General features: G+C 31.1%; 19 protein-coding genes. 4 read left to right on the forward strand and 15 right to left on the reverse strand.

What is annotated here, in order from left to right; genetic code table 11:
* Positions 1 to 114 precede the first annotated feature (114 nt).
* Complete coding sequence (locus tag Q0873_RS16890) at positions 115 to 516, forward strand: hypothetical protein (protein ID WP_299109588.1); 402 nt, start codon at positions 115 to 117, stop codon at positions 514 to 516.
* Here the strand turns inward: Q0873_RS16890 and hisIE are convergent, their stop codons facing one another.
* The 13 genes from hisIE to Q0873_RS16955 form a co-directional block, all read right to left on the reverse strand.
* The gene (gene hisIE, locus Q0873_RS16895) at positions 517 to 1,122 is read right to left on the reverse strand and encodes a bifunctional phosphoribosyl-AMP cyclohydrolase/phosphoribosyl-ATP diphosphatase HisIE (protein WP_299109590.1); all 606 of its coding nucleotides are present in this window, start codon (positions 1,120 to 1,122) and stop codon (positions 517 to 519) included.
* Positions 1,119 to 1,871, reverse strand: coding sequence for an imidazole glycerol phosphate synthase subunit HisF (gene hisF / locus Q0873_RS16900; protein ID WP_299109592.1), 753 nt, complete (start codon positions 1,869 to 1,871; stop codon positions 1,119 to 1,121). Before hisF ends, hisIE begins: the two co-directional genes overlap by 4 nt.
* A complete protein-coding gene (gene hisA / locus Q0873_RS16905) occupies positions 1,865 to 2,578 on the reverse strand; it encodes a 1-(5-phosphoribosyl)-5-[(5-phosphoribosylamino)methylideneamino]imidazole-4-carboxamide isomerase (protein WP_299109594.1) in 714 nt (237 codons plus the stop codon). The genes hisF and hisA overlap by 7 nt, the downstream gene beginning before the upstream one ends.
* Complete coding sequence (gene hisH, locus Q0873_RS16910; protein WP_299109596.1) at positions 2,575 to 3,162, reverse strand: imidazole glycerol phosphate synthase subunit HisH; 588 nt, start codon at positions 3,160 to 3,162, stop codon at positions 2,575 to 2,577. The genes hisA and hisH overlap by 4 nt, the downstream gene beginning before the upstream one ends.
* A gap of 1 nt (position 3,163) precedes the next feature.
* Positions 3,164 to 4,297: a bifunctional histidinol-phosphatase/imidazoleglycerol-phosphate dehydratase HisB gene (gene hisB / locus Q0873_RS16915; protein WP_299109598.1), complete on the reverse strand. Its 1,134-nt coding sequence runs from the start codon at positions 4,295 to 4,297 to the stop codon at positions 3,164 to 3,166.
* A gap of 3 nt (positions 4,298 to 4,300) precedes the next feature.
* Positions 4,301 to 5,326, reverse strand: a complete 1,026-nt coding sequence (gene hisC / locus Q0873_RS16920) for a histidinol-phosphate transaminase (RefSeq protein ID WP_299109600.1) — start codon at positions 5,324 to 5,326, stop codon at positions 4,301 to 4,303.
* Positions 5,319 to 6,608 carry a histidinol dehydrogenase gene (gene hisD, locus Q0873_RS16925; protein ID WP_299109602.1) on the reverse strand — a complete coding sequence of 430 codons (1,290 nt, stop codon included), beginning with the start codon at positions 6,606 to 6,608 and terminating at the stop codon, positions 5,319 to 5,321. The genes hisC and hisD overlap by 8 nt, the downstream gene beginning before the upstream one ends.
* A 5-nt stretch (positions 6,609 to 6,613) precedes the next feature.
* Positions 6,614 to 7,471, reverse strand: a complete 858-nt coding sequence (gene hisG / locus Q0873_RS16930) for an ATP phosphoribosyltransferase (protein ID WP_299109604.1) — start codon at positions 7,469 to 7,471, stop codon at positions 6,614 to 6,616.
* A gap of 294 nt (positions 7,472 to 7,765) precedes the next feature.
* Complete coding sequence (locus Q0873_RS16935) at positions 7,766 to 9,289, reverse strand: hypothetical protein (RefSeq protein ID WP_299109606.1); 1,524 nt, start codon at positions 9,287 to 9,289, stop codon at positions 7,766 to 7,768.
* Positions 9,290 to 9,968: 679 nt separating this feature from the next.
* Positions 9,969 to 10,529 (reverse strand): DUF4252 domain-containing protein, encoded by a 561-nt coding sequence (locus tag Q0873_RS16940; RefSeq protein WP_299109608.1) that lies wholly within the window; start codon positions 10,527 to 10,529, stop codon positions 9,969 to 9,971.
* Positions 10,530 to 10,598: 69 nt separating this feature from the next.
* The gene (locus tag Q0873_RS16945) at positions 10,599 to 11,096 is read right to left on the reverse strand and encodes a DUF4252 domain-containing protein (RefSeq protein WP_299109611.1); all 498 of its coding nucleotides are present in this window, start codon (positions 11,094 to 11,096) and stop codon (positions 10,599 to 10,601) included.
* A gap of 36 nt (positions 11,097 to 11,132) precedes the next feature.
* Complete coding sequence (locus tag Q0873_RS16950) at positions 11,133 to 11,606, reverse strand: hypothetical protein (protein WP_299109614.1); 474 nt, start codon at positions 11,604 to 11,606, stop codon at positions 11,133 to 11,135.
* Positions 11,593 to 12,102 carry a sigma-70 family RNA polymerase sigma factor gene (locus Q0873_RS16955; RefSeq protein ID WP_299109617.1) on the reverse strand — a complete coding sequence of 170 codons (510 nt, stop codon included), beginning with the start codon at positions 12,100 to 12,102 and terminating at the stop codon, positions 11,593 to 11,595. The genes Q0873_RS16950 and Q0873_RS16955 overlap by 14 nt, the downstream gene beginning before the upstream one ends.
* Positions 12,103 to 12,272: 170 nt before the next feature.
* On the opposite strand from Q0873_RS16955, the gene Q0873_RS16960 reads away from it, so the two are divergent.
* The gene (locus tag Q0873_RS16960; protein ID WP_299109619.1) at positions 12,273 to 13,724 is read left to right on the forward strand and encodes a S41 family peptidase; all 1,452 of its coding nucleotides are present in this window, start codon (positions 12,273 to 12,275) and stop codon (positions 13,722 to 13,724) included.
* A gap of 1 nt (position 13,725) precedes the next feature.
* Here the strand turns inward: Q0873_RS16960 and Q0873_RS16965 are convergent, their stop codons facing one another.
* Positions 13,726 to 14,619, reverse strand: coding sequence for a DUF72 domain-containing protein (locus Q0873_RS16965; RefSeq protein WP_299109621.1), 894 nt, complete (start codon positions 14,617 to 14,619; stop codon positions 13,726 to 13,728).
* A complete protein-coding gene (locus Q0873_RS16970) occupies positions 14,620 to 15,585 on the reverse strand; it encodes a patatin-like phospholipase family protein (protein WP_299109623.1) in 966 nt (321 codons plus the stop codon).
* A 51-nt stretch (positions 15,586 to 15,636) separates the two neighbouring features.
* Between Q0873_RS16970 and Q0873_RS16975 the strand changes: the two genes are divergently transcribed.
* Together Q0873_RS16975 and Q0873_RS16980 are read left to right on the forward strand one after the other, a co-directional pair.
* On the forward strand, positions 15,637 to 16,689 hold the full coding sequence (locus Q0873_RS16975) for an oxidoreductase (RefSeq protein ID WP_299109625.1): 1,053 nt from the start codon (positions 15,637 to 15,639) through the stop codon (positions 16,687 to 16,689).
* 81 nt (positions 16,690 to 16,770) lie between these two features.
* Complete coding sequence (locus Q0873_RS16980; protein ID WP_299109627.1) at positions 16,771 to 19,713, forward strand: amidohydrolase family protein; 2,943 nt, start codon at positions 16,771 to 16,773, stop codon at positions 19,711 to 19,713.
* The last annotated feature ends 2 nt before the right edge of the window (positions 19,714 to 19,715 follow it).

The following is a 19,715-nucleotide window of genomic DNA, read 5'->3' on the forward strand; positions in this document are numbered from 1 at the left end:
CCTTCTCTGAATAACACTATAGTTTTTTAATTTAACCTTTTCATCAAGCATTCTCGTTCCTAGAAACTCAAAAAAAATGCTTAAATTTAAAGAGTATCAATAACTTAGAAGGTCATGAGAAATTTATTAATACTACTTGTTTTTTTTATTTGTGCTACTACTACCTACGGTCAAAACACTGGATTGAAATTAAAAAATGTAAAATCTAAGTATCAAAATGTATTTTTTAGATCTCCTGGTAAATACAATGGTAAAGAACAAGTATTTAGAGTTAAAGAAATTGCTTTTTCTACTAGTTTTAAAGGCTCTAAATCTAAAAACCAATATCAAATTTCAATTTCGGGTCATGTAAATAATAACAAAGAAGAAATTATTTACAATGCTAAAAATATTGATGAATTAAACTATTATTCTAAGGTTTTTAAAAGTAACTATAAAAAAATATTGCTATTTGAGTATAGTTACTTTATTAATTCTAAAAAGTACCATGATACTTCAATTTCTGTTGAGTATTAATTAGCTTCTATTTTTTAAAACTTCTTCAATATCACTAAAGGTATATCCTTTCGCTTTTAGTAATATTAAATAGTGGTACAATAAATCTGCTGCTTCATTTTTAAACAATTCTTCATTATCATCTTTTGCCTCTATAACTAATTCTACAGCCTCTTCACCTACCTTTTGAGCAACCTTGTTTATTCCCCTCTTAAATAATTTATTGGTATATGAATCTTCTATATTATTGTCTATTCTATTGTGTATTGTACTTTCTAAACTATATACAAAACCTTTAGATGTTTCTTCAGCAAAACACGATGTAAAACCTTTATGACATGTTGGTCCTACCGGATCGGCTTTTATTAAAAGAGTATCATTGTCACAATCCAATAAAATGTCTTTCACAAATAAATAGTTCCCAGAGGTTTCCCCTTTTGTCCATAATCTATTTTTACTTCTACTATAAAAAGTAACTTTTCCTTCTTTTTGAGTCTTTATAAAAGCCTCTTCGTTCATGTACCCTAACATTAACACTTGCAGTGTAGTATTATCTTGTACAATTACAGGAACAAGTCCATTTACTAAAGGAATCAATTCGTTTCCCTTGTTAAAATCTATATTCATCTTACCGGTATGTTGTTTGTTTTTAATGCTTCTTTTAATCTTGGTATCGGAATCTCTCCAAAGTGAAAAATACTCGCTGCTAATCCCGCACTGGCTTGAGTTTTTGTAAAAACCTCTTCAAAGTGTTTTACTTTCCCTGCACCACCAGAAGCTATCACTGGAATGTTCACTAATTCACTAACTTCCTTGGTTATATCGAGATCAAACCCATCCTTAGTTCCGTCACTATTCATGGAGGTTAATAATATTTCTCCTGCACCTAATTTCTCCACTTCTTTTGCCCATTGTAGAGTTTCCCAAGTGGTTTCATAAGTACCGCCTTTGGTAAATACCTTACCTGTTCCATCTACACTTTTTGTATCTATTGCCACCACCACAAATTGACTTCCGAAACGTTCTTTTAAATCAACTATTAATTGTGGATTTTTCACAGCAGAAGAGTTAATACTAACTTTATCTGCCCCAGCCTTAATCAAAGCTAATGCGTCTTCCACAGAACTGATTCCACCACCAACAGTAAACGGAATGTTTATTTCTTCGGCTATTTTTTCAACTAAACTTATTAAGGTTTTTCTATCTTCTAGTGTGGCAGTAATATCTAAAAAGATCAATTCATCTGCTCCATCTTTTACATATTGCTTTGCTAATTCAATGGGATCACCAGCATCTTTAATATCAACAAAATTTACTCCTTTAACGGTTCTTCCATTTTTTATATCTAAACAAGGTATGATTCTTTTCTTTAGCATAATTCCTGTAATTCTTTTAACGTTATTCTACCTTCGTAAATCGCCTTTCCTATAATGACTCCTTCACATCCTATCTCTTTAACTTTGTATAAATCTTCTATATTAGAAACTCCTCCACTCGCTATTAAATTCACCTTGGAATTCTTAAGAATTTCTTCGTATAAATTATTGGAAGTTCCTTGTAGCATGCCATCTTTAGCAACATCGGTACAAATAACATTTTGAACTCCTATTTCTTCATAATCCTTAATAAAATCGACTACATCTACTTCTGATGTTTGCATCCATCCGTGGGTTGCTATTTTTCTATTTTTACAATCTGCTCCCAGTATAATTTTACTACTTCCATATTTTGATAACCAATTGATAAAAGTATCTGGTTTTTTTACAGCAATACTTCCTCCTGTTATTTGACTTGCTCCTGATTCAAAAGCTATATTCAAATCTTCATCAGATTTCAAACCTCCTCCAAAATCTATTTTTAAACTAGTTTTAGAAGCTATTTCCTCTAACACTTTATAGTTAATTATTTTACTCGATTTGGCTCCATCTAGGTCTACTAAATGTAAGTATTGAATTCCGTTGGCTTCAAACTCCTTGGCAACCTCTACTGGGTTTTCATTATATATTTTCTTTGTATTATAATCTCCTTTTGTAAGACGAACACATTTTCCTTCAATAATATCTATAGCTGGTATAATTCTCATTTTTCTAATTCTAAAAAATTCTTTAATAATTGTTCTCCCACACTTGCCGACTTTTCTGGATGAAACTGCATCGCGTAAAAATTATTTTTTTGCATTACTGAACTAAACTCTTTTATATAATTACAGGTAGCAATAGTTTCGTTACAGGTTTCTGCATAATAACCATGTACGTAATACACATCATCAGTTAAATTTATTCCTTTTAGCAAGGTAGTCTCTTCTTTTTTTGAAAAACTATTCCACCCCATATGTGGTACCTTATCTTCTGGAGGAAACTGTTTGGTTTCCGTATCAAAAACTCCTAAACAAAGAGTATTTCCTTCTTCTGAAGATTTGCACATCAACTGCAGTCCTAAACAAATACCCAACGTAGGTTGCTTTAGAGATAAAATAACTTCATCTAGCTTTCTTTCCCTTAGATAACTCATAGCTGAACTTGCTTCTCCAACTCCTGGAAAAATTACTTTAGTAGCTTTACGAATCTCTTCTGGATTATCTGTTATTATACTTTCATACCCCAAACGAGCAACTGCATTTTGTACAGATCGTATATTTCCTGCATTGTATTTTATAATTGCTATCATTTTATAAAGTTCCTTTTGTTGAAGGCAATATCATTTTAGTTGTATCTCTCTTAACCGCTACCTTTATAGCCTTTGCAAATGCTTTGAAAATTGCTTCTATTTTGTGGTGTTCATTCGTTCCTTCTGCTTTTATATTTAAATTACATTTAGCTCCATCTGTAAACGATTTAAAAAAGTGATAGAACATTTCCGTTGGCATTTTACCAATCATTTCACGTTTAAATTCAGCATCCCAAACCAACCAGTTTCGTCCACCAAAATCAATAGCTACTTGTGCTAAACAATCGTCCATAGGTAAACAAAATCCATAACGCTCTATACCTAACTTATTCCCTAAAGCTTTTGCAAAAACTTCTCCTAAAGCTATTGCAGTATCTTCTATCGTGTGGTGCTCATCAACTTCCAAATCTCCTTTTACACCAATTGTTAAGTCCATTTGTCCATGTCTTGCAATTTGATCTAACATATGGTCAAAAAAGGCAATCCCTGTATCAATTTCACTCTTTCCTGTTCCATCTAAATTAACGGCTATTTTTATCTTGGTTTCATTCGTATTCCTTTCTATAGTAGCAAACCTGTCCTTAAGTTTCAAAAACTCATAAATTGCATTCCAATCATTACTTTCTAATGCTATAAACTCATCTAGCTTACTTCTTTTAACAGTTATTTCATCAGCTCCAAAATAAGTTTCATCATTAATATAAATTCCTTTTGAACCAAGGTTTTTGGCAAGTTCAACATCCGTTAATCGATCTCCAATTACAAATGAATTGGCTAAATCATATTCTTCAGAAAAATACTTATTCAATAAACCTGTATTCGGTTTTCTAGTAGGTTGATTATCTTTTGCAAAGGTTCTATCTATGATTTCTTCGGAAAATTCTATCCCCTCTTCTTTCAACGTTTTCATTACAAAATTGTGCACTGGCCAAAATGTATTTTCTGGATATACTTCTGTTCCCAATCCATCTTGATTGGTTACCAATACCAATTCAAAATCTAATTCTTTAGCTATCTTACTCAATCCTTGAAATACTTTCGGATAAAATTCAAGCTTTTCAAAAGAATCAGTTTGTTCGTCTGCTGGTTCTTTAATTAAAGTTCCATCTCTATCGATAAATAATACTTTTCTCATTTTTTATAGTTCTCCTAGTGTGTTGATTAGTTTTTGATTTTCTTCTGGACTACCAATTGTGATACGTAAACAATTGTTTATAACTGTATTCCTATTTCTTGTAATTATTTTCTTTTCCACTAAGTCTTTGTACAATTTATCAGCATCTTCAACTTCAATCAATACAAAATTGGCTTCTGTAGGATATATCTTTTTCACCATTGGGATTTTAGATAACTGATCAATTACCTTTGCTCTTTCTATTAAGATGATGTTCTTTTCAATTCCGAATTTTGATTGATTATTTAAGCTCACCAAAACTGCTTTCTGATTCAAAGAACTCACATTATACGGTGGCTTTACTTTATTATATAGATCAATAATATTTGAATTTGCATACGCTGTACCCACTCTTGCACCTGCTAACCCCCATGCCTTACTAAAAGTTTGGCTCACAATTAAATTTGGGTAATTCTTAATTTCACTGATAAAAGATTCTTTTGTACTAAAATCAATATAAGCCTCATCAATGATAACAACTCCATTAAAATTTTTGAGGATATAGATGATATCGTCTTTGTTAATAATGTTGCCTGTTGGGTTGTTTGGTGAGCATATAAAAATCAGTTTTACATCATCCATTTCTAAATATGGTTGTAATTGATTTAGATTAATTTGAAAATCGGCTAAAAGTGGCTGTTTGATTAACTCAATGTTATTTATTCCAGCAGATACATCGTACATACCATATGTAGGAGAAAAAGTTAAAGCTTTGTCTTTCCCTGGCTCACAAAAAATTCGAAAAGCTAAGTCAATTACTTCATCACTTCCATTGCCTACAAAAATCTGATCTAAATTGGCTTTTTTAATTTCTGAAAGTTTTTCTTTAATACGAATTTGTTGTGGGTCTGGATAACGATTTAAAGTTCCAAACGGATTTTCATTGGCATCTAAATACACATCAGCAACGCCTTTAAATTCATCTCTCGCAGACGAATAAGCTTTTAATTGTTGAATATTTGAACGAACTATTTTCTCTAAATTAAACATTGTTAATCTCTTTTAATCTTATGGTAACTGCATTTTTGTGTGCCTGTAAGCCTTCAGCTTCTGCCATTAACTCTATGGCATTTCCTATATTTAATATCCCTTGCTGAGTTACTTCCTGAAATGTAATTTTCTTTACAAAACTGTCTAAAGAAACTCCGCTGTAGTTTTTAGCATATCCGTTAGTTGGTAATGTGTGATTGGTTCCACTGGCATAATCCCCTGCACTTTCACAACTATAATTCCCTAAGAAAACAGATCCTGCATTCGTGATTCCTTCGATATAATTAAAAGGCTCTAAAGATGCTATGATTAAATGTTCTGGAGCGTACACATTACTAAACTCAATACATTCTTCTTTAGAGTTTAATACAACTGAAAAACTATTTCCAAGGGCTTTTTCTGCAATTTCTTTTCTGTCTAAAAGATTCAACTGAATCTTCAATTCTTTATTAACTTTTTCAATAACGGACTCATCTGTTCCTACTAGCACAACCTGACTATCTTCTCCATGTTCTGCTTGAGAGAGTAAATCTGCCGCTATAAATCCTGGATTAGAAGTTTCATCGGCAATCACCAATACCTCACTTGGTCCTGCCGGCATATCAATGGCAACACCATCTTGTTGTACTAGTTCTTTTGCTTTAGTTACATACTGATTTCCTGGACCCAAAATCTTATACACTTTTGGAACTGTTTCTGTTCCATATGCCATTGCAGCTATTGCTTGAGCCCCTCCAACTTTAAATATTTTAGTTACTCCAACTAAAGATGCAGTATATAAAATAGCTGGATCAATTTCTCCTTTTACATTCGGCGGAGTACACAAAACTATTTCTTTACATCCCGCTATTTTTGCCGGAATACCTAGCATTAAAATGGTTGAAAACAAAGGTGCTGTTCCTCCAGGAATATATAATCCTACTTTATCAATAGCCACACTTTTCCTCCAACAAGTAACTCCCTTAGTTGTTTCTACTTTTGTTTCTTGTTCTTTTTGAGAAGTATGAAACCTTTCAATATTACTTTTTGCTAGTTGAATTGCTTCTTGCAATTCTTCTGAAACTAAAGTTTTTGCCAATGCTATTTCTTCATTGGTTACTTCTACAGAAGAAAGCTCAACTCTATCAAATAACGCAGCATAGCGAATCAATGCTTCGTCTTTATTTTGCTTGACATCTTCTAAAATTGCAATTACTTTTTTCTCAAGATTTCCTTGATCAAAAGTGGCTCTTTTACAAATAGAAGTCCATTCTTTTATTGGTGGATTTTTAATTGTTTTCATAATATTTACACAACCATTTTTTCAATTGGACAAACTAAAATTCCTTCAGCTCCATTATTTTTTAACTCATCAATTACTTCCCAAAATTCATTTTTGTTTAATACTGAGTGTACTGAACTCCAGCCTTCTTCTGCTAGAGGCAATACGGTTGGACTTCTCATTCCAGGTAAAATATCAATGATTTTTTCAAGCTTATTATTCGGAGCGTTTAATAGTACATACTTAGAGTTCCTTCCTTTTAAAACAGATTGAATTCTAAACTGAAGCTTATCTAATATTTCTTTTTGTTCACTTTTAATTTGAGGTGAAACCGCCAAAACTGCCTCTGATTTCAACAATACTTCTACCTCCTTTAAATTATTCTTAAATAAAGTAGAACCACTCGATACAATATCACAAATACCATCCGCTAAACCAATATTTGGTGCTATCTCAACTGAACCGTTAATAATGTGTAATTGTGCGTCAATATTATTCTGTTGAAGAAAACTTTTTACCGTTTCTGGATATGAAGTAGCAATCTTTTTATTTTGAAAGTAACCTATTCCATTATAATTTTCATTTTTTGGAATGGCAAGTGATACTTTGCACTTAGAGAACCCTAGTTTTTCAACAAACTCAATTCCTTCTCCTTTTTCTATCAATAAGTTCTCTCCTATGATTGCTACATCTACCACTCCATCATTTAAATACTGCGGAATATCTCCATTTCTTAAATAAAATACTTCTAACGGGAAATTACTTGCTGAAGCTTTTAATTGATCTTTACCGTTATCAATAGAAACACCACATTCCTTTAATATTTGGAGCGAGTCTTGATTTAATCTCCCTGATTTTTGTATGGCTATTTTTAATTTACTCATTTTCGTTAGTTTGGTTTGAGTAAATCTTTTTAAGTAGTTTATTTCTTGGCGCCTTAAGAAACAAAAAACCCGTTTGACTTACTCAAACGGGTTTTAAAATATATTTTGATTTTATTCAATACATTTTCAGCTCGCTTGAGTGCAAGTATGAAAATGATGATGATGTAATTGAATAAAGTTCATTTCTTTTATTTTGTCTCTGCAAATATTTAGAATTTATTTTTTAGAATCCAAATAATTTTTAAAAAAATTAAAATTCGAAACAATTAAATAACATTTACTTAAATTCTAAACTTATAACTGACTTAGTAAATCATATAAATTGTCATTTTTCTCTAACCCCATTTTTTTCTTAATTCTATAACGAGCAGTTTCTACACTCCTAGGTGACACATTTATCAGTTGTGCAACTTCCTTGCTTTTTAAATTAGCAACGATATATGTACAATGTTTTAAATCATTTACCGATAAACTTGGAGCTACTTTTTTTAGTTGATTAAAGAACTCGGGTCTAATTTTTTCAAACTGTATTTTAAAATCCTCCCATACTTCTTCTTCTGAGATTAAATCTGATAATTTCTTATTTATCATTAACAAATATCCTGAGGTATCTACATTCGTATCTAAATACCCTTCAATATCCTTACATACTTTACCTATAGAATCATTGTAAGTAGAGATTCTTAAAACTCTTGAAAACAATGCCTGTTCGTTTAACTTTAATAAGTTTTCGTTTTCTTTTTTATTTTCATAAAGTTCTTTATTCTTTTCCTTTAAATCAACAATAAGCTCTTTTAACTCTAAATTTAACTCCTTAATTTTTTCATTCTTATTTCTGTCTTTCCTTCTAAAATAAATCATTGCAGAAACCAATAAAACCAATAGTGCTATAGTTAAAATACTCCAATACAATTGTTGTTTTTGATCCTTTATAATTTCCTTGTTCTTTTCCTTTAAGTCCTTTTCAAGTTCAAGTTCACGCATGTAGGAATCTTCTAAATACTTCTCTTTATATTTAATAGATGCCCTTAACTCTACTATTACATTTTTATAATAATCTAGTGCCTTAATTTCTTGATTATCCTTCTCATATAGTTTTGCATATGCTTCATTTATCAAGCTAGTAGTAAAATTATAACTGTCTTTAGGAAAATCAATACTCTTAGCCAACTTTAAATATTCATAAGCTTTTTCAAACTGTTTCAATTCTAAGTAATTATCAGCTATAAAATAATACAATCTTTTAAGTCCAGTAAGCTTCTTATGTTTATTAATTAACTCCAAATACTTAAAGGCGTATTGATTAGATTCTGCCCATTCTTTTCTCTTTCTAGAGTTTAAGGTAAGATTGTAATAGGCATCTATTTGCTGTGGAAGTTCTCCTATTTGTTCGTATTTTGTAACTGCTTGCTTAAATAAGCCTTCTGCTTTTTTATAATCTTTTTTATTTAGAGATGCGGCAACTCCTCTTGAATTAAAAATAGTTCCTTGAAGAAGTATATCATTTGTTTTTTCTGCTAAATTAAATGACTTCGAAAAAAGACTATCTGATATTTTATATTGCTGTAAAAATAAATTCCGAACTCCTTTTAAGTAATAAATTTTACTATTAATAGAATCTTCTTGAATGATTCTATTGTTAATTTTCACATAACGAAGTATGCTATCTAGTAATTCTTCATCTTCTGTTTTTTGAAATAGATAATAATCTTCAACAATCTTTTTTTTATACTCGTCTGAAGATATTTCACTTTGTTGTCCAAAACTAATTATAGTTATAAAACAAAACAACAATAAGGGGGCGTTCCATTTTCTCATTATTCTAAATTAATGGCTGTTTTTACACTCGTCAATTATACTACAAACGTATTTTTTTTCTGAAATTCGATTCAAAAACACATCAAATCTACTACATCAGTTTTTTATCAATGCTTTATAAATACATTTGCTCCAAGATTATTTAGTTGTTCCCCTAACTATATAATTTCAGTTATTTTCAAGTTACCAAAATACGATGATGTTCCCCTTAGACAATTCCTCATTATTAATATTTTTGGTAACTTTTTTTTATGATTATCGCCGTGTTATAAGGCAACAACTTCTAATATAATAAGGCTCAATCCCAAAATTTACTAGTATAAAACGATGAGATATTAAGTATCCATGTTTAATTCAACTCAACACTATACGCTTATTTATTTTTTTGGAGCTTCAAATGTATCAAATCTTATCCATTCCTTCCAAATATTAACATTTTAATGGTTAAATTAATACTACAATATTACTACAAGAACATAATCGACTCATAAAGCCTTTACATTTGTTTTCGAAATCTGAAAATAGTTCCCCCTATTTTTGATTCCCTTTTTTTTTCACCAAAAAGCTATTAGAGGATTACTCCCCACAGTTTTAAAAGTAACTCCATTTAATAGCTTAAATAAAAAAAACACCTATCTTAATAAATAGGTGTTTTTTATTATTCTTGATAATATGTTAATTATTCACTCTTTATAGAATCAACATTACTTTCAATCATCTTTTTAAGGTTTTGTAACTGTCCATCATCTCCATCAACATTTACACTTCTCATCATTTTCATAATTGCATTTGGGTTCATGTCATCTCCTAACAATCTACCAACACCAACTCCCATTTCTTTAACATCAACAAATCCCACAATCTCGTCAATAGCATCAGTTTCTCCTGTATAGTATAACGTTGCTTTTCCTTTTTTATCATTAAATTTCATTAACGTTTTATATCCAGAACTTTTTAAAATTTCCTTTATCTTTTGCCTTTCAGCAGTTAATTCTTCTTCAGTTGCCTTATTCGTTGGTAAAAAAGCAATATTTACTTTACGAATACTTTCGTAAGCTTTCTTATCTTCTTCCGAAGCATCCTCTTTCATCTTTATTGGTAAAATACTTGAAGAAAAATCTAACGTCACAAATTTTGAATTGTTTTGACTATCTACAATATATTTTTGCAATGATGGTTTGTTACACGAAACTAATGCCAACATTAGTAACGACATTGTATAAATTACATATTTTTTCATAATCTTTTAATTTTAATTAAAATAAGGCGAGAAGCAATCTCGCCATATTATTTTCTTATTTTTTTACTCTTATTTTTCCTTATCAGAATATTTATGAGCTATTTTCGATAGTTTGTTTACATCAATCTCTCCAGTTAAAGAAACAATTACTGATTCCATTTTACTTCCTTTATCCTTATTCTTTACAAACATCAATACTTCACTAACTAAATCTTTATTCTTAGTTGCCTTTACATAAATCTTCACACGAGAATCTTTATCCTTTACTCTCATTAACTGCGTTAAATTTGAGTTTTTAATAGCACTATTTACCATTCCTTCCATTTGAGAAGCTACTTGGCTATCATCTGTTGAAAATAACTTCAATTCATTTAATCCTTTCATTGTATTGAAAACTTCCATATCATCAGATTTTGAATCTGGAAACTTTTTTAACAACTCAAACATATCTTTAGTAACTACTACAGATGAAACTTCATCTAAATCTTCTAATTTATCAAATAATGACTGTCCAAACGACACAGTTGTAGTAACTAAAAATGCTAATAATAATATAACTTTTTTCATGATTTTCTTATTTACGTTTACTTGGTTTTACTTTTATTATTTTACGGTGTTTAATACTTTGTTTACTGTTTCTTCATAGGTACTTAAGTGTCCAATAGCATCATGACCTTTATTTATGTTGTTTGAAACTGCATACAATGCTTCGTTTCCTTTGTTTAGGTTGATTGAAACCATTTGCAATGCTTCTTTAACTTGTGCAAATTGTTTTCTTGCCTGTTGCTTTTGATACTCTTCGTGTCCTATAAAAACGCTAAACAATAAGACTACTGACGCTGCCACCGATAACCATTTCCAGTTCTTTCTATTAGTTCTCTCAGGTTTTAACTGAATGGTTTTGGTAAAGGTTTCATCTTTACTTTGTTTAAAATAACTAAACATATAACTATACTCATACAAATGAGGTGCCACATTATTAGAAGTAAAGTATTCTTGTAAAACTTTTTCTTCTTGAAGCGTAGTTTCTGCGTCTAGATATTTTTCTACTAATTTTTCTATGTTAGCTAACTCCATAGTTATGTTTTTTTATTAGTTCTTCTCTTATTGTTTTTCTGGCTCTTGATAAAGCTACCCTTACTGCTGTTGGTTTCATATCAACCATTTTACAGATTTCGTCAAAATCATATTGTTCAATATCTCTTAACTGAATAATGATTTTTTGTTGTTCTGGTAATTTTTCAATGAGCGCATGTACTTGGTTTACACTGTCGTTATGTTCTACTTTCTTTTCTAAAGACGTTTCTTTTTCTTTATAATTACTATGAACTAATGTTAAATTACTCGCTTGTTTAGATTTTAATCTATCAAAACAATAATTTTTTGTCATCGTCATAGCAAAAGCTTCTACGTTCTTATAATTAGAAAGCTTCTCTTTATTCTTCCATAATTTAAAATACAACTCTTGCGTAGCATCTTCGGCTTCTTCTGTCGAAACCAATAGTCTTTTTGCTAAACGAAAGACTTTGTCTTTAAACGGTAATACAGCTTTTAAAAAGTCTGATTGTTTCATGGTTTAGTTAGTTAATTAAGTAAACCTTACTAAAAGAATTTTACTTCCTTTCTAATGGGTTTACATCTCTACGACGATGCAATATAAATTTTGTTACAAAGCTTCTCAAAAAAAATAATATTATTACTTAAATTGCGTTATTATATATTGATTTAAAATCCCAAAAATATATGAAGTTTATTAAACCTACTCTTTTATGTATACTTACTTTTATTGCTATATCATGCAGTAGAACAGAATTTGCTCCAGATAATATTCAAGTGCAAAGTTTTGTTTGGAGAGGTTTGAATGCTTATTATTTATCGCAAAATCAAATTCCTGATTTATCCGATAGAAGATTTAACAACGATCAACAGTTATACAATTATTTATCTGGTTTTAATGACCCTAATGCATTATTTCAATCATTATTAATTGGAACTGATACCAAATCTTTATTACAAGCAGATTATAATACATTAACAACTCCTCAAGTAAGAACGGGTAATACAAATGGAGTTGAGTTTGGGATTATTGCCGATCCAAGTAGTGCAGATAATGTAGTTGGTTATATTACGCACATACTACCTAACTCTGATGCCAGTGGTAAGAATTTAGTTCGTGGTGAGTTCTTTTATGCTGTAGACAACACTCAATTAACCAGAGGTAATTTTGAATCTTTACTTGTTAATGGTTCTAATAATTTTACCTTAAATATGGCTAACTTTAATGGAACTAGTGTAACACCTAACGGAAAATCAGTTGCCTTAGTAAAATCGAATTACAACTATACAGCTACTTTTAAAGATAATGTTATCAATAGTGGATTGGATGTGATTGGCTATTTGATGTATAATAACGATTTTTCTTCGAATTATTTAAGTGGTTTAAACCAAACCTTTGCTAATTTACAAAGTCAATCGGTTAATAAATTGATTTTAGATTTGAGATATCAAGTTGGTAGTGGAGCTATTGTAAAAAATTTAGAAAAAATTGCTTCTATGATTACCAATCAACCAACTACAGAAGTTTTGGTTAAAGAAAAGTGGAATTCAAAAGCGCAACCTTGGTTTGAAAGTAACCAACCTGATTCTTTATTAACTAAGTTTAGTGATAAATTAAACGCTACAACCAATTTAAATAGGTTGGCAATTACCGATTTATATATTATTTTAAATGGTCAGAATTTTACAGGATCATCGGCTACTGAATTATTAATAAATAGTTTAAGACCTCATATCAATGTTCATATTCTTGGGCGTACTACTAGTGGAAACAATACTGGTTCGATAACATTGTATGATTCTGAAGATTATAATTTAAATACTACGATTAATAGGAATCATACTTTTGCGCTGCAACCAATAGTATTAAATTTCTTAAATAAAAATGATGAAACTTATGAAAATGGTTTCAACCCTACCTTAACTTTATGTACAAATGAGGATCCTCTTAACTTAGGTGTTTTAGGTGAAAATTCAGATCCAATTATCGCTAGAATATTAAACTTTATTTCTTCTGGTGTTACAGGAAATCCACCTTCTTGTAACCCTATGTCTTTTGAACATTTATACAATTCAATAGATTTACAAAGAGAAAGAGATACTGGTGTATTTATTGAACAAGTTTTACCTAAAAACTAAATTACAACAAACTCATTTGAGCATTGTTTTCTTCGTTAGGAATTTTAAGATTGATGTTCAACTCATTATTTAATTTCTTGATGAAATAAGCCGCCAATAAAGGAGATTCTACCTCTAAATTCTGGTGAATAAAGAAGTGTATATTATTTAATCCAAGTGCTCTCCATTCCTTTAAACGAAGTACCCATTCATCTAATCGAGTATAATCTGAAGGATGATTCGCTCCTACATAACGCACAAAGGCTTCGTCATTGGTTAAACGCATATGTACCATATCTCTCCTACCCGCCGTATCAACCAATACATTAGCGATATTGTAGGTTTCTAATAAATCTGTAAACTCATTAAAAACAGTAGCATCTTCAAACCAATCTGGATGACGAACTTCAATAGCTAAAGGGATTCCTTTCGGCCAACTAGCCGCAAAATTTTGCATTCTTTCAAAATTCTTTGATCCAAAATTAGAATGTAATTGTAAAAATATAGTTCCTAATTTTTCTTCTAGATTACAGGCAGCATCCAAATAATAATTAACCGAATCTGCAACTCCTTGTAAACGTTTCCAATGACTTATTTCTTGAGTTAACTTCGGAAAGAATTTAAAATTTCCTGGCGTTTTTTCTTTCCATTTTGAAAACTGCTCCGCAGGAAATTGACGATAAAAAGTAGCATTCAATTCAATTGAATTAAACTGTTTTGAGTAATATGCTAATTCATCTTTTGTACCCCTTGGGTAAAAATCTTTTAAATCTTGCTTGTTCCATTTAGCACAACCTACATAAACTGAAGGCTTATCTTTCTTTTCTATAGATTCTAATAGTGTTACCGTACTTGCATTCGTTTCTGGTAAACTAAAATCTATCAACGCTGGATTTTCTACTTTTCCAAATTTCATTTACGATACTTTTTTAGATTCTTCCAAACCATCTTCTATCTCATCATTCGGCATTAACTCAGGTCTAAAATCATTCATCAAATTACCATCTTGATGCTTGGCATGATCGAAACCTTGTTTCCACCACTTGGTCATCATTCTTTTATTAAAAACCAATGAATTTGTAGTCAATACTGTTGGAGTATAATACAAATTCAATTGTACATCATTATGCTTAGCCGATAACTTTCCGATAGTCACATTATGACGTTCTACATGCTCTAACATAAAATCAAAAACATTCAACATCAATGAAAACGGATTCTTTGCAGGCAATCTATTTATTTGTGTTACTTCTGTTTCCAAAATAATAGCATCAATTTCTTTGGCTCCTCTTAAAATTGCTTCACGAATCGGTATTAAACAACCAAAACCACCATCGGCATATTGCATATTGTTTTTTTCTAACAAACTCATAAAAGGCACATAATTACACGAACCCCAAATCCAATCGCAAAAATCATCATATTCACATTCTAAAATAGACTTGTACTCTATTTGATTCGCTGTCAAATTAGAAACAGTAACAATTACTTCCTTGTTATCTTCACGAATCTTTTCATGCATTTTTTGGGTAATATTCTTCTTAATTAGTTTGCGTAGATTTTTACTCTCTCCAAACGTTTTACGGCCATTAATAAAATTCCATAACGTATTTCTATGTCGAATCGACACCACTTTTTCTCCATGCACCGTTTTTATACGAAACGGACTGTTACTAAAAATAGAGTGCTGATTGACATTCGTATACAATTCTTTTAACTCATCAAGCATGTGCAAGGCCAAATGAGAAACCATTAAACTTCCTGTAGAGGTACCTAAGTACATGTCGTAGTCTTTCTTCTTTTCCTTCATCAAATACTCTGCAACACCTCCTGCAAATGCACCTTTACTACCACCTCCAGAAATTACTAATGCTTTTTTCATCGATTATATAATTGATTTATCTATTTTTAGTACTGTAAAAATATCAAAAAAATGACACGTTTCTTACCTATTTTTTTAGTCGTTATAACTCTTTTTTCTTGCAAAAAAGAAACAACATATATTCCTAGAGAAATTAATAGTATTACCATTCAAGAATTTAAAAGGGATAGTTCTAGCATTAGAGCCATTCATGCCATTAATCAAGATACTTTAGTTTATGCCGGATCTATAGGAGATTTCGGTATTACCATTGACGGAGGCAAAACTTGGGATACCCTTAAAATCAAATATCAAGACTCTATATTACCACATTTTAGAAGTATAACCTATACTGAAAATAGTGGGTACTTCGCGCTATCTGTTGGAAATCCAGCCCTTTTATATTGTCTTTCATTTTATGGTCCTCAATTGGTTTATAAAGAGGAACATGAAAAAGTATTTTATGATAGTATGAAATTCTTTAAAGATGAGTTTTATGGAATTGCAGTGGGAGATCCTACAGAAGACTGCCCTTCAATCATAATAACTTCGGATGGAGGAGTTAATTGGAAAAAATTATCGTGTGATGTATTGCCAAAATTTGAAGAAGGAGAAGCTTTTTTTGCTGCTAGTAATACCAATATTGCTATAGTAAATAGTACTGTATGGATTGCTTCTGGTGGAAAACGATCTCGAATATTAAAATCTACTGACTACGGGAAGACTTGGCAAATTTTTGACACTCCTTTTATTCAAGGAGAAGGTCCTCAAGGAATTTATTCTATCGATTTTTATGATGAAAATAACGGAATAGCCGTTGGAGGAAACTATTCAAGACCTGAAGACAACTGTGCTAACAAAGCCATCACAACAGATGGTGGAAAAACGTGGACAATTGTTGCCGATAATGAGAATCCAAATTATAAAAGTTGTGTACAATATGTTCCCAACACAAATGGTAAAGAAGTATTTGCAGTAGGTAAAACAGGTATTTCTTTTTCCAATGACGGAGGTCATACTTGGAAAGAGGTAAGTAAGGATGGTTACTACAGTATTCAGTTTGTAAATAAGAACATGGCTTGGTTATCTGGACATGAAAAAATAGGGAAACTTATACTTCCTTAATCAAATCTTAATGTTTTGTTAAAAGCTTAAAGTTTCGTTAATATCCGCGTACTTTTATATTCTAATTCAACTTAATTCTCAATGAAAAAATTTTTATTACTACTGTTATTTTTGTGCGGTACTACCCTACATGCACAAGAATATTTCCCTACCAATACAGGAGTAAAAACAACCAAAAACAAGGTTTTTGCATTTACCAATGCGAAAATTCATGTTACTCCAACAAAAATTATAAAAAAAGGTACTTTACTTGTTAAGGATGGTAAAGTTGTTAGTGTTGCTAAATCGGTTGTGGTTCCTAAAAATGCACAAACAATTGATTTAGATGGAAAATCAATTTATCCTTCTTTTGTAGATGCATATTCTTCTTTTGGAGTGGAAAAACCAAAAAGACAAAACAATTTCGGTAAGCGTCCACAATACGACGCTACCAGAAAAGGCTATTACTGGAATGATCACATTAGACCTGATGTTGCTGCTGCAAAACTATTTAAATTTGATGATAAGAAAGCAAAAGAGCTTATCAAGTTAGGTTTTGGAGTCGTTAACACCAATATGCAAGATGGAATCATGCAAGGAACTGGTGTTTTGGTTACTTTAAACCCAAATAGTACAGATGCCTATAGAGTTTTAGATACCAGGTCTGGTAATTACTTATCTTTTTCTAAAAGTGCTAAATCAAGTCAAAGCTATCCTACTTCTCGTATGGGAGCCATGGCATTATTACGTCAAGCGTATTTAGACGCGGATTGGTATGCTCAAGGAAATGCAAAAAACACCGATTTAGCTTTAGAAGCATTAAACAACAATAAAAATTTACCTCAAATATTCAACGCAGGTGGATATTTAGAAAATATGCGTGCTGACAAGATTGGTGATGAATTCGGAATTCAATATACCATCGTTGGTGGAGGAAACGAATATGAACGAATCAATGATATTAAAAACACCAATGCTACTTATATTATTCCTATCAATTTTAGAAAGGCATACGATGTTTCAAATACATTTTTAACGAATAGAATTGCATTGGGTGATATGCGTTCTTGGAACCAAGAGCCTTCTAATCCATCTGTTTTGGCAAAAAACAATATACCTTTTGCATTAACTACTCACGACTTAAAATCAACCAAAGAGTTTACAGCTAACTTACAAAAGGCAATTGCTCATGGTTTAGATAAAACAAAAGCTTTAGAAGCTTTAACAACTGTTCCTGCTAAAATTTTAAGAAACAATAAAATTGGAAACTTAGAAAAAGGAAGCTATGCCAACTTCTTAATTACTTCGGGAGATCTTTTTGATAAAAAAACTACCGTATATGAAAATTGGGTTCAAGGAATGAAGAATGAAATCAACCCAATGAATATTAAAGATATTACTGGTAAGTACAGCTTAACAGTAAATGGTCAATCATATGATATGACTATCTCTGGAAAAGCGGCTAAGCAAACTGCAGCGATTAAAAAAGGTGATAAAAAGGTAAATTCAAAGTTTACGTTTGCAAATGACTGGGTAACTATTGCCTTAAGAGAAGGTGATAATTTTACACGTCTTACAGGGCAAATTGATAATAAGAACATCAAAGGAACAGCTATTGACACGAATGGAAATGAATCTAATTGGACTGCAACATTTGTTTCTAAAGAAAAGAAAAAGGACGAGCAAAAAAAGAAGAAGGAAGATGCCCCTCAAGTTGTAGCAGTATCTTATCCAAATATTGGTTTTGGTAATCATACAAAACCGCAGGGACAAACTTTATTAATTAAAAAAGCTACTGTTTGGACCTCTGAAAATGGTGAAGTATTAAACAATACAGATATTTATATTAAAGATGGTAAAATTGCCAATATAGGTAAAAACTTACCTAAAAGAGGTGCTACCGTAATTGATGGGACAGGAAAATATGTTACAACGGGTATTATTGATGAGCATTCACATATAGCGGCTTCTGCAATTAACGAAGCAGGACATAATTCTACTGCAGAAGTAACTATTGAAGATGTTGTTGATCCTAACGATATTAATATTTACAGAAACTTAGCCGGTGGGGTTACTTCTATTCAAATACTTCACGGATCTGCGAACCCAATTGGAGGTCGCTCAGCGATTATCAAATTAAAATGGGGTGAGAATGCAGATAATATGATTTATAAAAACACTCCTAAGTTTATCAAGTTTGCTCTAGGTGAAAATGTAAAGCAATCTAACTGGGGTGACTTACAAACAGTTCGTTTCCCACAAACACGTATGGGAGTTGAGCAAGTATATATAGACTACTTCCAAAGAGCTAAAGAATATGATGCTAAAAAGAAAAGTGGACAACCTTATCGTAAAGATATTGAGTTAGAAACCTTAGCTGAAATTATTAATAAAGAACGTTTTATTTCTTGTCACTCATATGTACAATCTGAAATTAATATGTTGATGAAAGTTGCAGAAAAATTCAACTTTAATATTAACACATTCACGCATATTTTAGAAGGATATAAAGTTGCTGATAAGATGAAAGAACACGGTGTAGGTGGTTCTACTTTTGCTGATTGGTGGGCTTATAAATTTGAAGTAAATGATGCCATTCCTTACAATGCTGCAATTATGCATAATCAAGGAGTAACCGTTGCTATCAATTCAGATGATGCTGAAATGTCACGTCGTTTAAATCAAGAAGCTGCTAAATTGGTTAAATATGGAGGTATGTCTGAGCAAGATGCTTGGGCTACTGTAACTATCAACCCTGCTAAATTATTACATTTAGATGACAGAACTGGTAGTATTAAAGTAGGAAAAGATGCAGACATTGTTGTTTGGAATGACAATCCGTTATCTATCTACTCAAAACCTGAGAAAACAATTATCGACGGAGCAGTCTATTTCGATATCGAAAAAGACAAAGCAAAACGTAAAGCAATTAAAGCAGAACGTTCAAAGTTGATAAATATGATGTTGCAGGAAAAAATTAAAGGAGGAAAAACACAAGCTCCTGTAAAGAAATCTAAACAATTATTCCACTGTGATACTGAATAAGA

The organism is uncultured Tenacibaculum sp. (assembly GCF_947498805.1).
In the GTDB taxonomy this organism is placed as follows: domain Bacteria; phylum Bacteroidota; class Bacteroidia; order Flavobacteriales; family Flavobacteriaceae; genus Polaribacter.

Excerpts from the sequence above, each read along its gene's own strand:
- hisB (WP_299109598.1), bottom strand. The coding sequence starts at position 4,297 with ATGAGAAAAGTATTATTTATCGATAGAGATGGAACTTTAATTAAAGAA.
- Q0873_RS16955 (WP_299109617.1), bottom strand. The coding sequence starts at position 12,102 with ATGAAACAATCAGACTTTTTAAAAGCTGTATTACCGTTTAAAGACAAA.
- hisH (WP_299109596.1), bottom strand. The coding sequence starts at position 3,162 with ATGATAGCAATTATAAAATACAATGCAGGAAATATACGATCTGTACAA.
- Q0873_RS16980 (WP_299109627.1), top strand. The coding sequence starts at position 16,771 with ATGAAAAAATTTTTATTACTACTGTTATTTTTGTGCGGTACTACCCTA.
- Q0873_RS16890 (WP_299109588.1), top strand. The coding sequence starts at position 115 with ATGAGAAATTTATTAATACTACTTGTTTTTTTTATTTGTGCTACTACT.
- Q0873_RS16960 (WP_299109619.1), top strand. The coding sequence starts at position 12,273 with ATGAAGTTTATTAAACCTACTCTTTTATGTATACTTACTTTTATTGCT.
- hisA (WP_299109594.1), bottom strand. The coding sequence starts at position 2,578 with ATGAGAATTATACCAGCTATAGATATTATTGAAGGAAAATGTGTTCGT.
- hisG (WP_299109604.1), bottom strand. The coding sequence starts at position 7,471 with ATGAGTAAATTAAAAATAGCCATACAAAAATCAGGGAGATTAAATCAA.
- Q0873_RS16975 (WP_299109625.1), top strand. The coding sequence starts at position 15,637 with ATGACACGTTTCTTACCTATTTTTTTAGTCGTTATAACTCTTTTTTCT.
- Q0873_RS16965 (WP_299109621.1), bottom strand. The coding sequence starts at position 14,619 with ATGAAATTTGGAAAAGTAGAAAATCCAGCGTTGATAGATTTTAGTTTA.
- Q0873_RS16940 (WP_299109608.1), bottom strand. The coding sequence starts at position 10,529 with ATGAAAAAATATGTAATTTATACAATGTCGTTACTAATGTTGGCATTA.
- Q0873_RS16970 (WP_299109623.1), bottom strand. The coding sequence starts at position 15,585 with ATGAAAAAAGCATTAGTAATTTCTGGAGGTGGTAGTAAAGGTGCATTT.
- hisD (WP_299109602.1), bottom strand. The coding sequence starts at position 6,608 with ATGAAAACAATTAAAAATCCACCAATAAAAGAATGGACTTCTATTTGT.
- Q0873_RS16945 (WP_299109611.1), bottom strand. The coding sequence starts at position 11,096 with ATGAAAAAAGTTATATTATTATTAGCATTTTTAGTTACTACAACTGTG.
- hisF (WP_299109592.1), bottom strand. The coding sequence starts at position 1,871 with ATGCTAAAGAAAAGAATCATACCTTGTTTAGATATAAAAAATGGAAGA.
- Q0873_RS16935 (WP_299109606.1), bottom strand. The coding sequence starts at position 9,289 with ATGAGAAAATGGAACGCCCCCTTATTGTTGTTTTGTTTTATAACTATA.
- hisIE (WP_299109590.1), bottom strand. The coding sequence starts at position 1,122 with ATGAATATAGATTTTAACAAGGGAAACGAATTGATTCCTTTAGTAAAT.
- Q0873_RS16950 (WP_299109614.1), bottom strand. The coding sequence starts at position 11,606 with ATGGAGTTAGCTAACATAGAAAAATTAGTAGAAAAATATCTAGACGCA.
- hisC (WP_299109600.1), bottom strand. The coding sequence starts at position 5,326 with ATGTTTAATTTAGAGAAAATAGTTCGTTCAAATATTCAACAATTAAAA.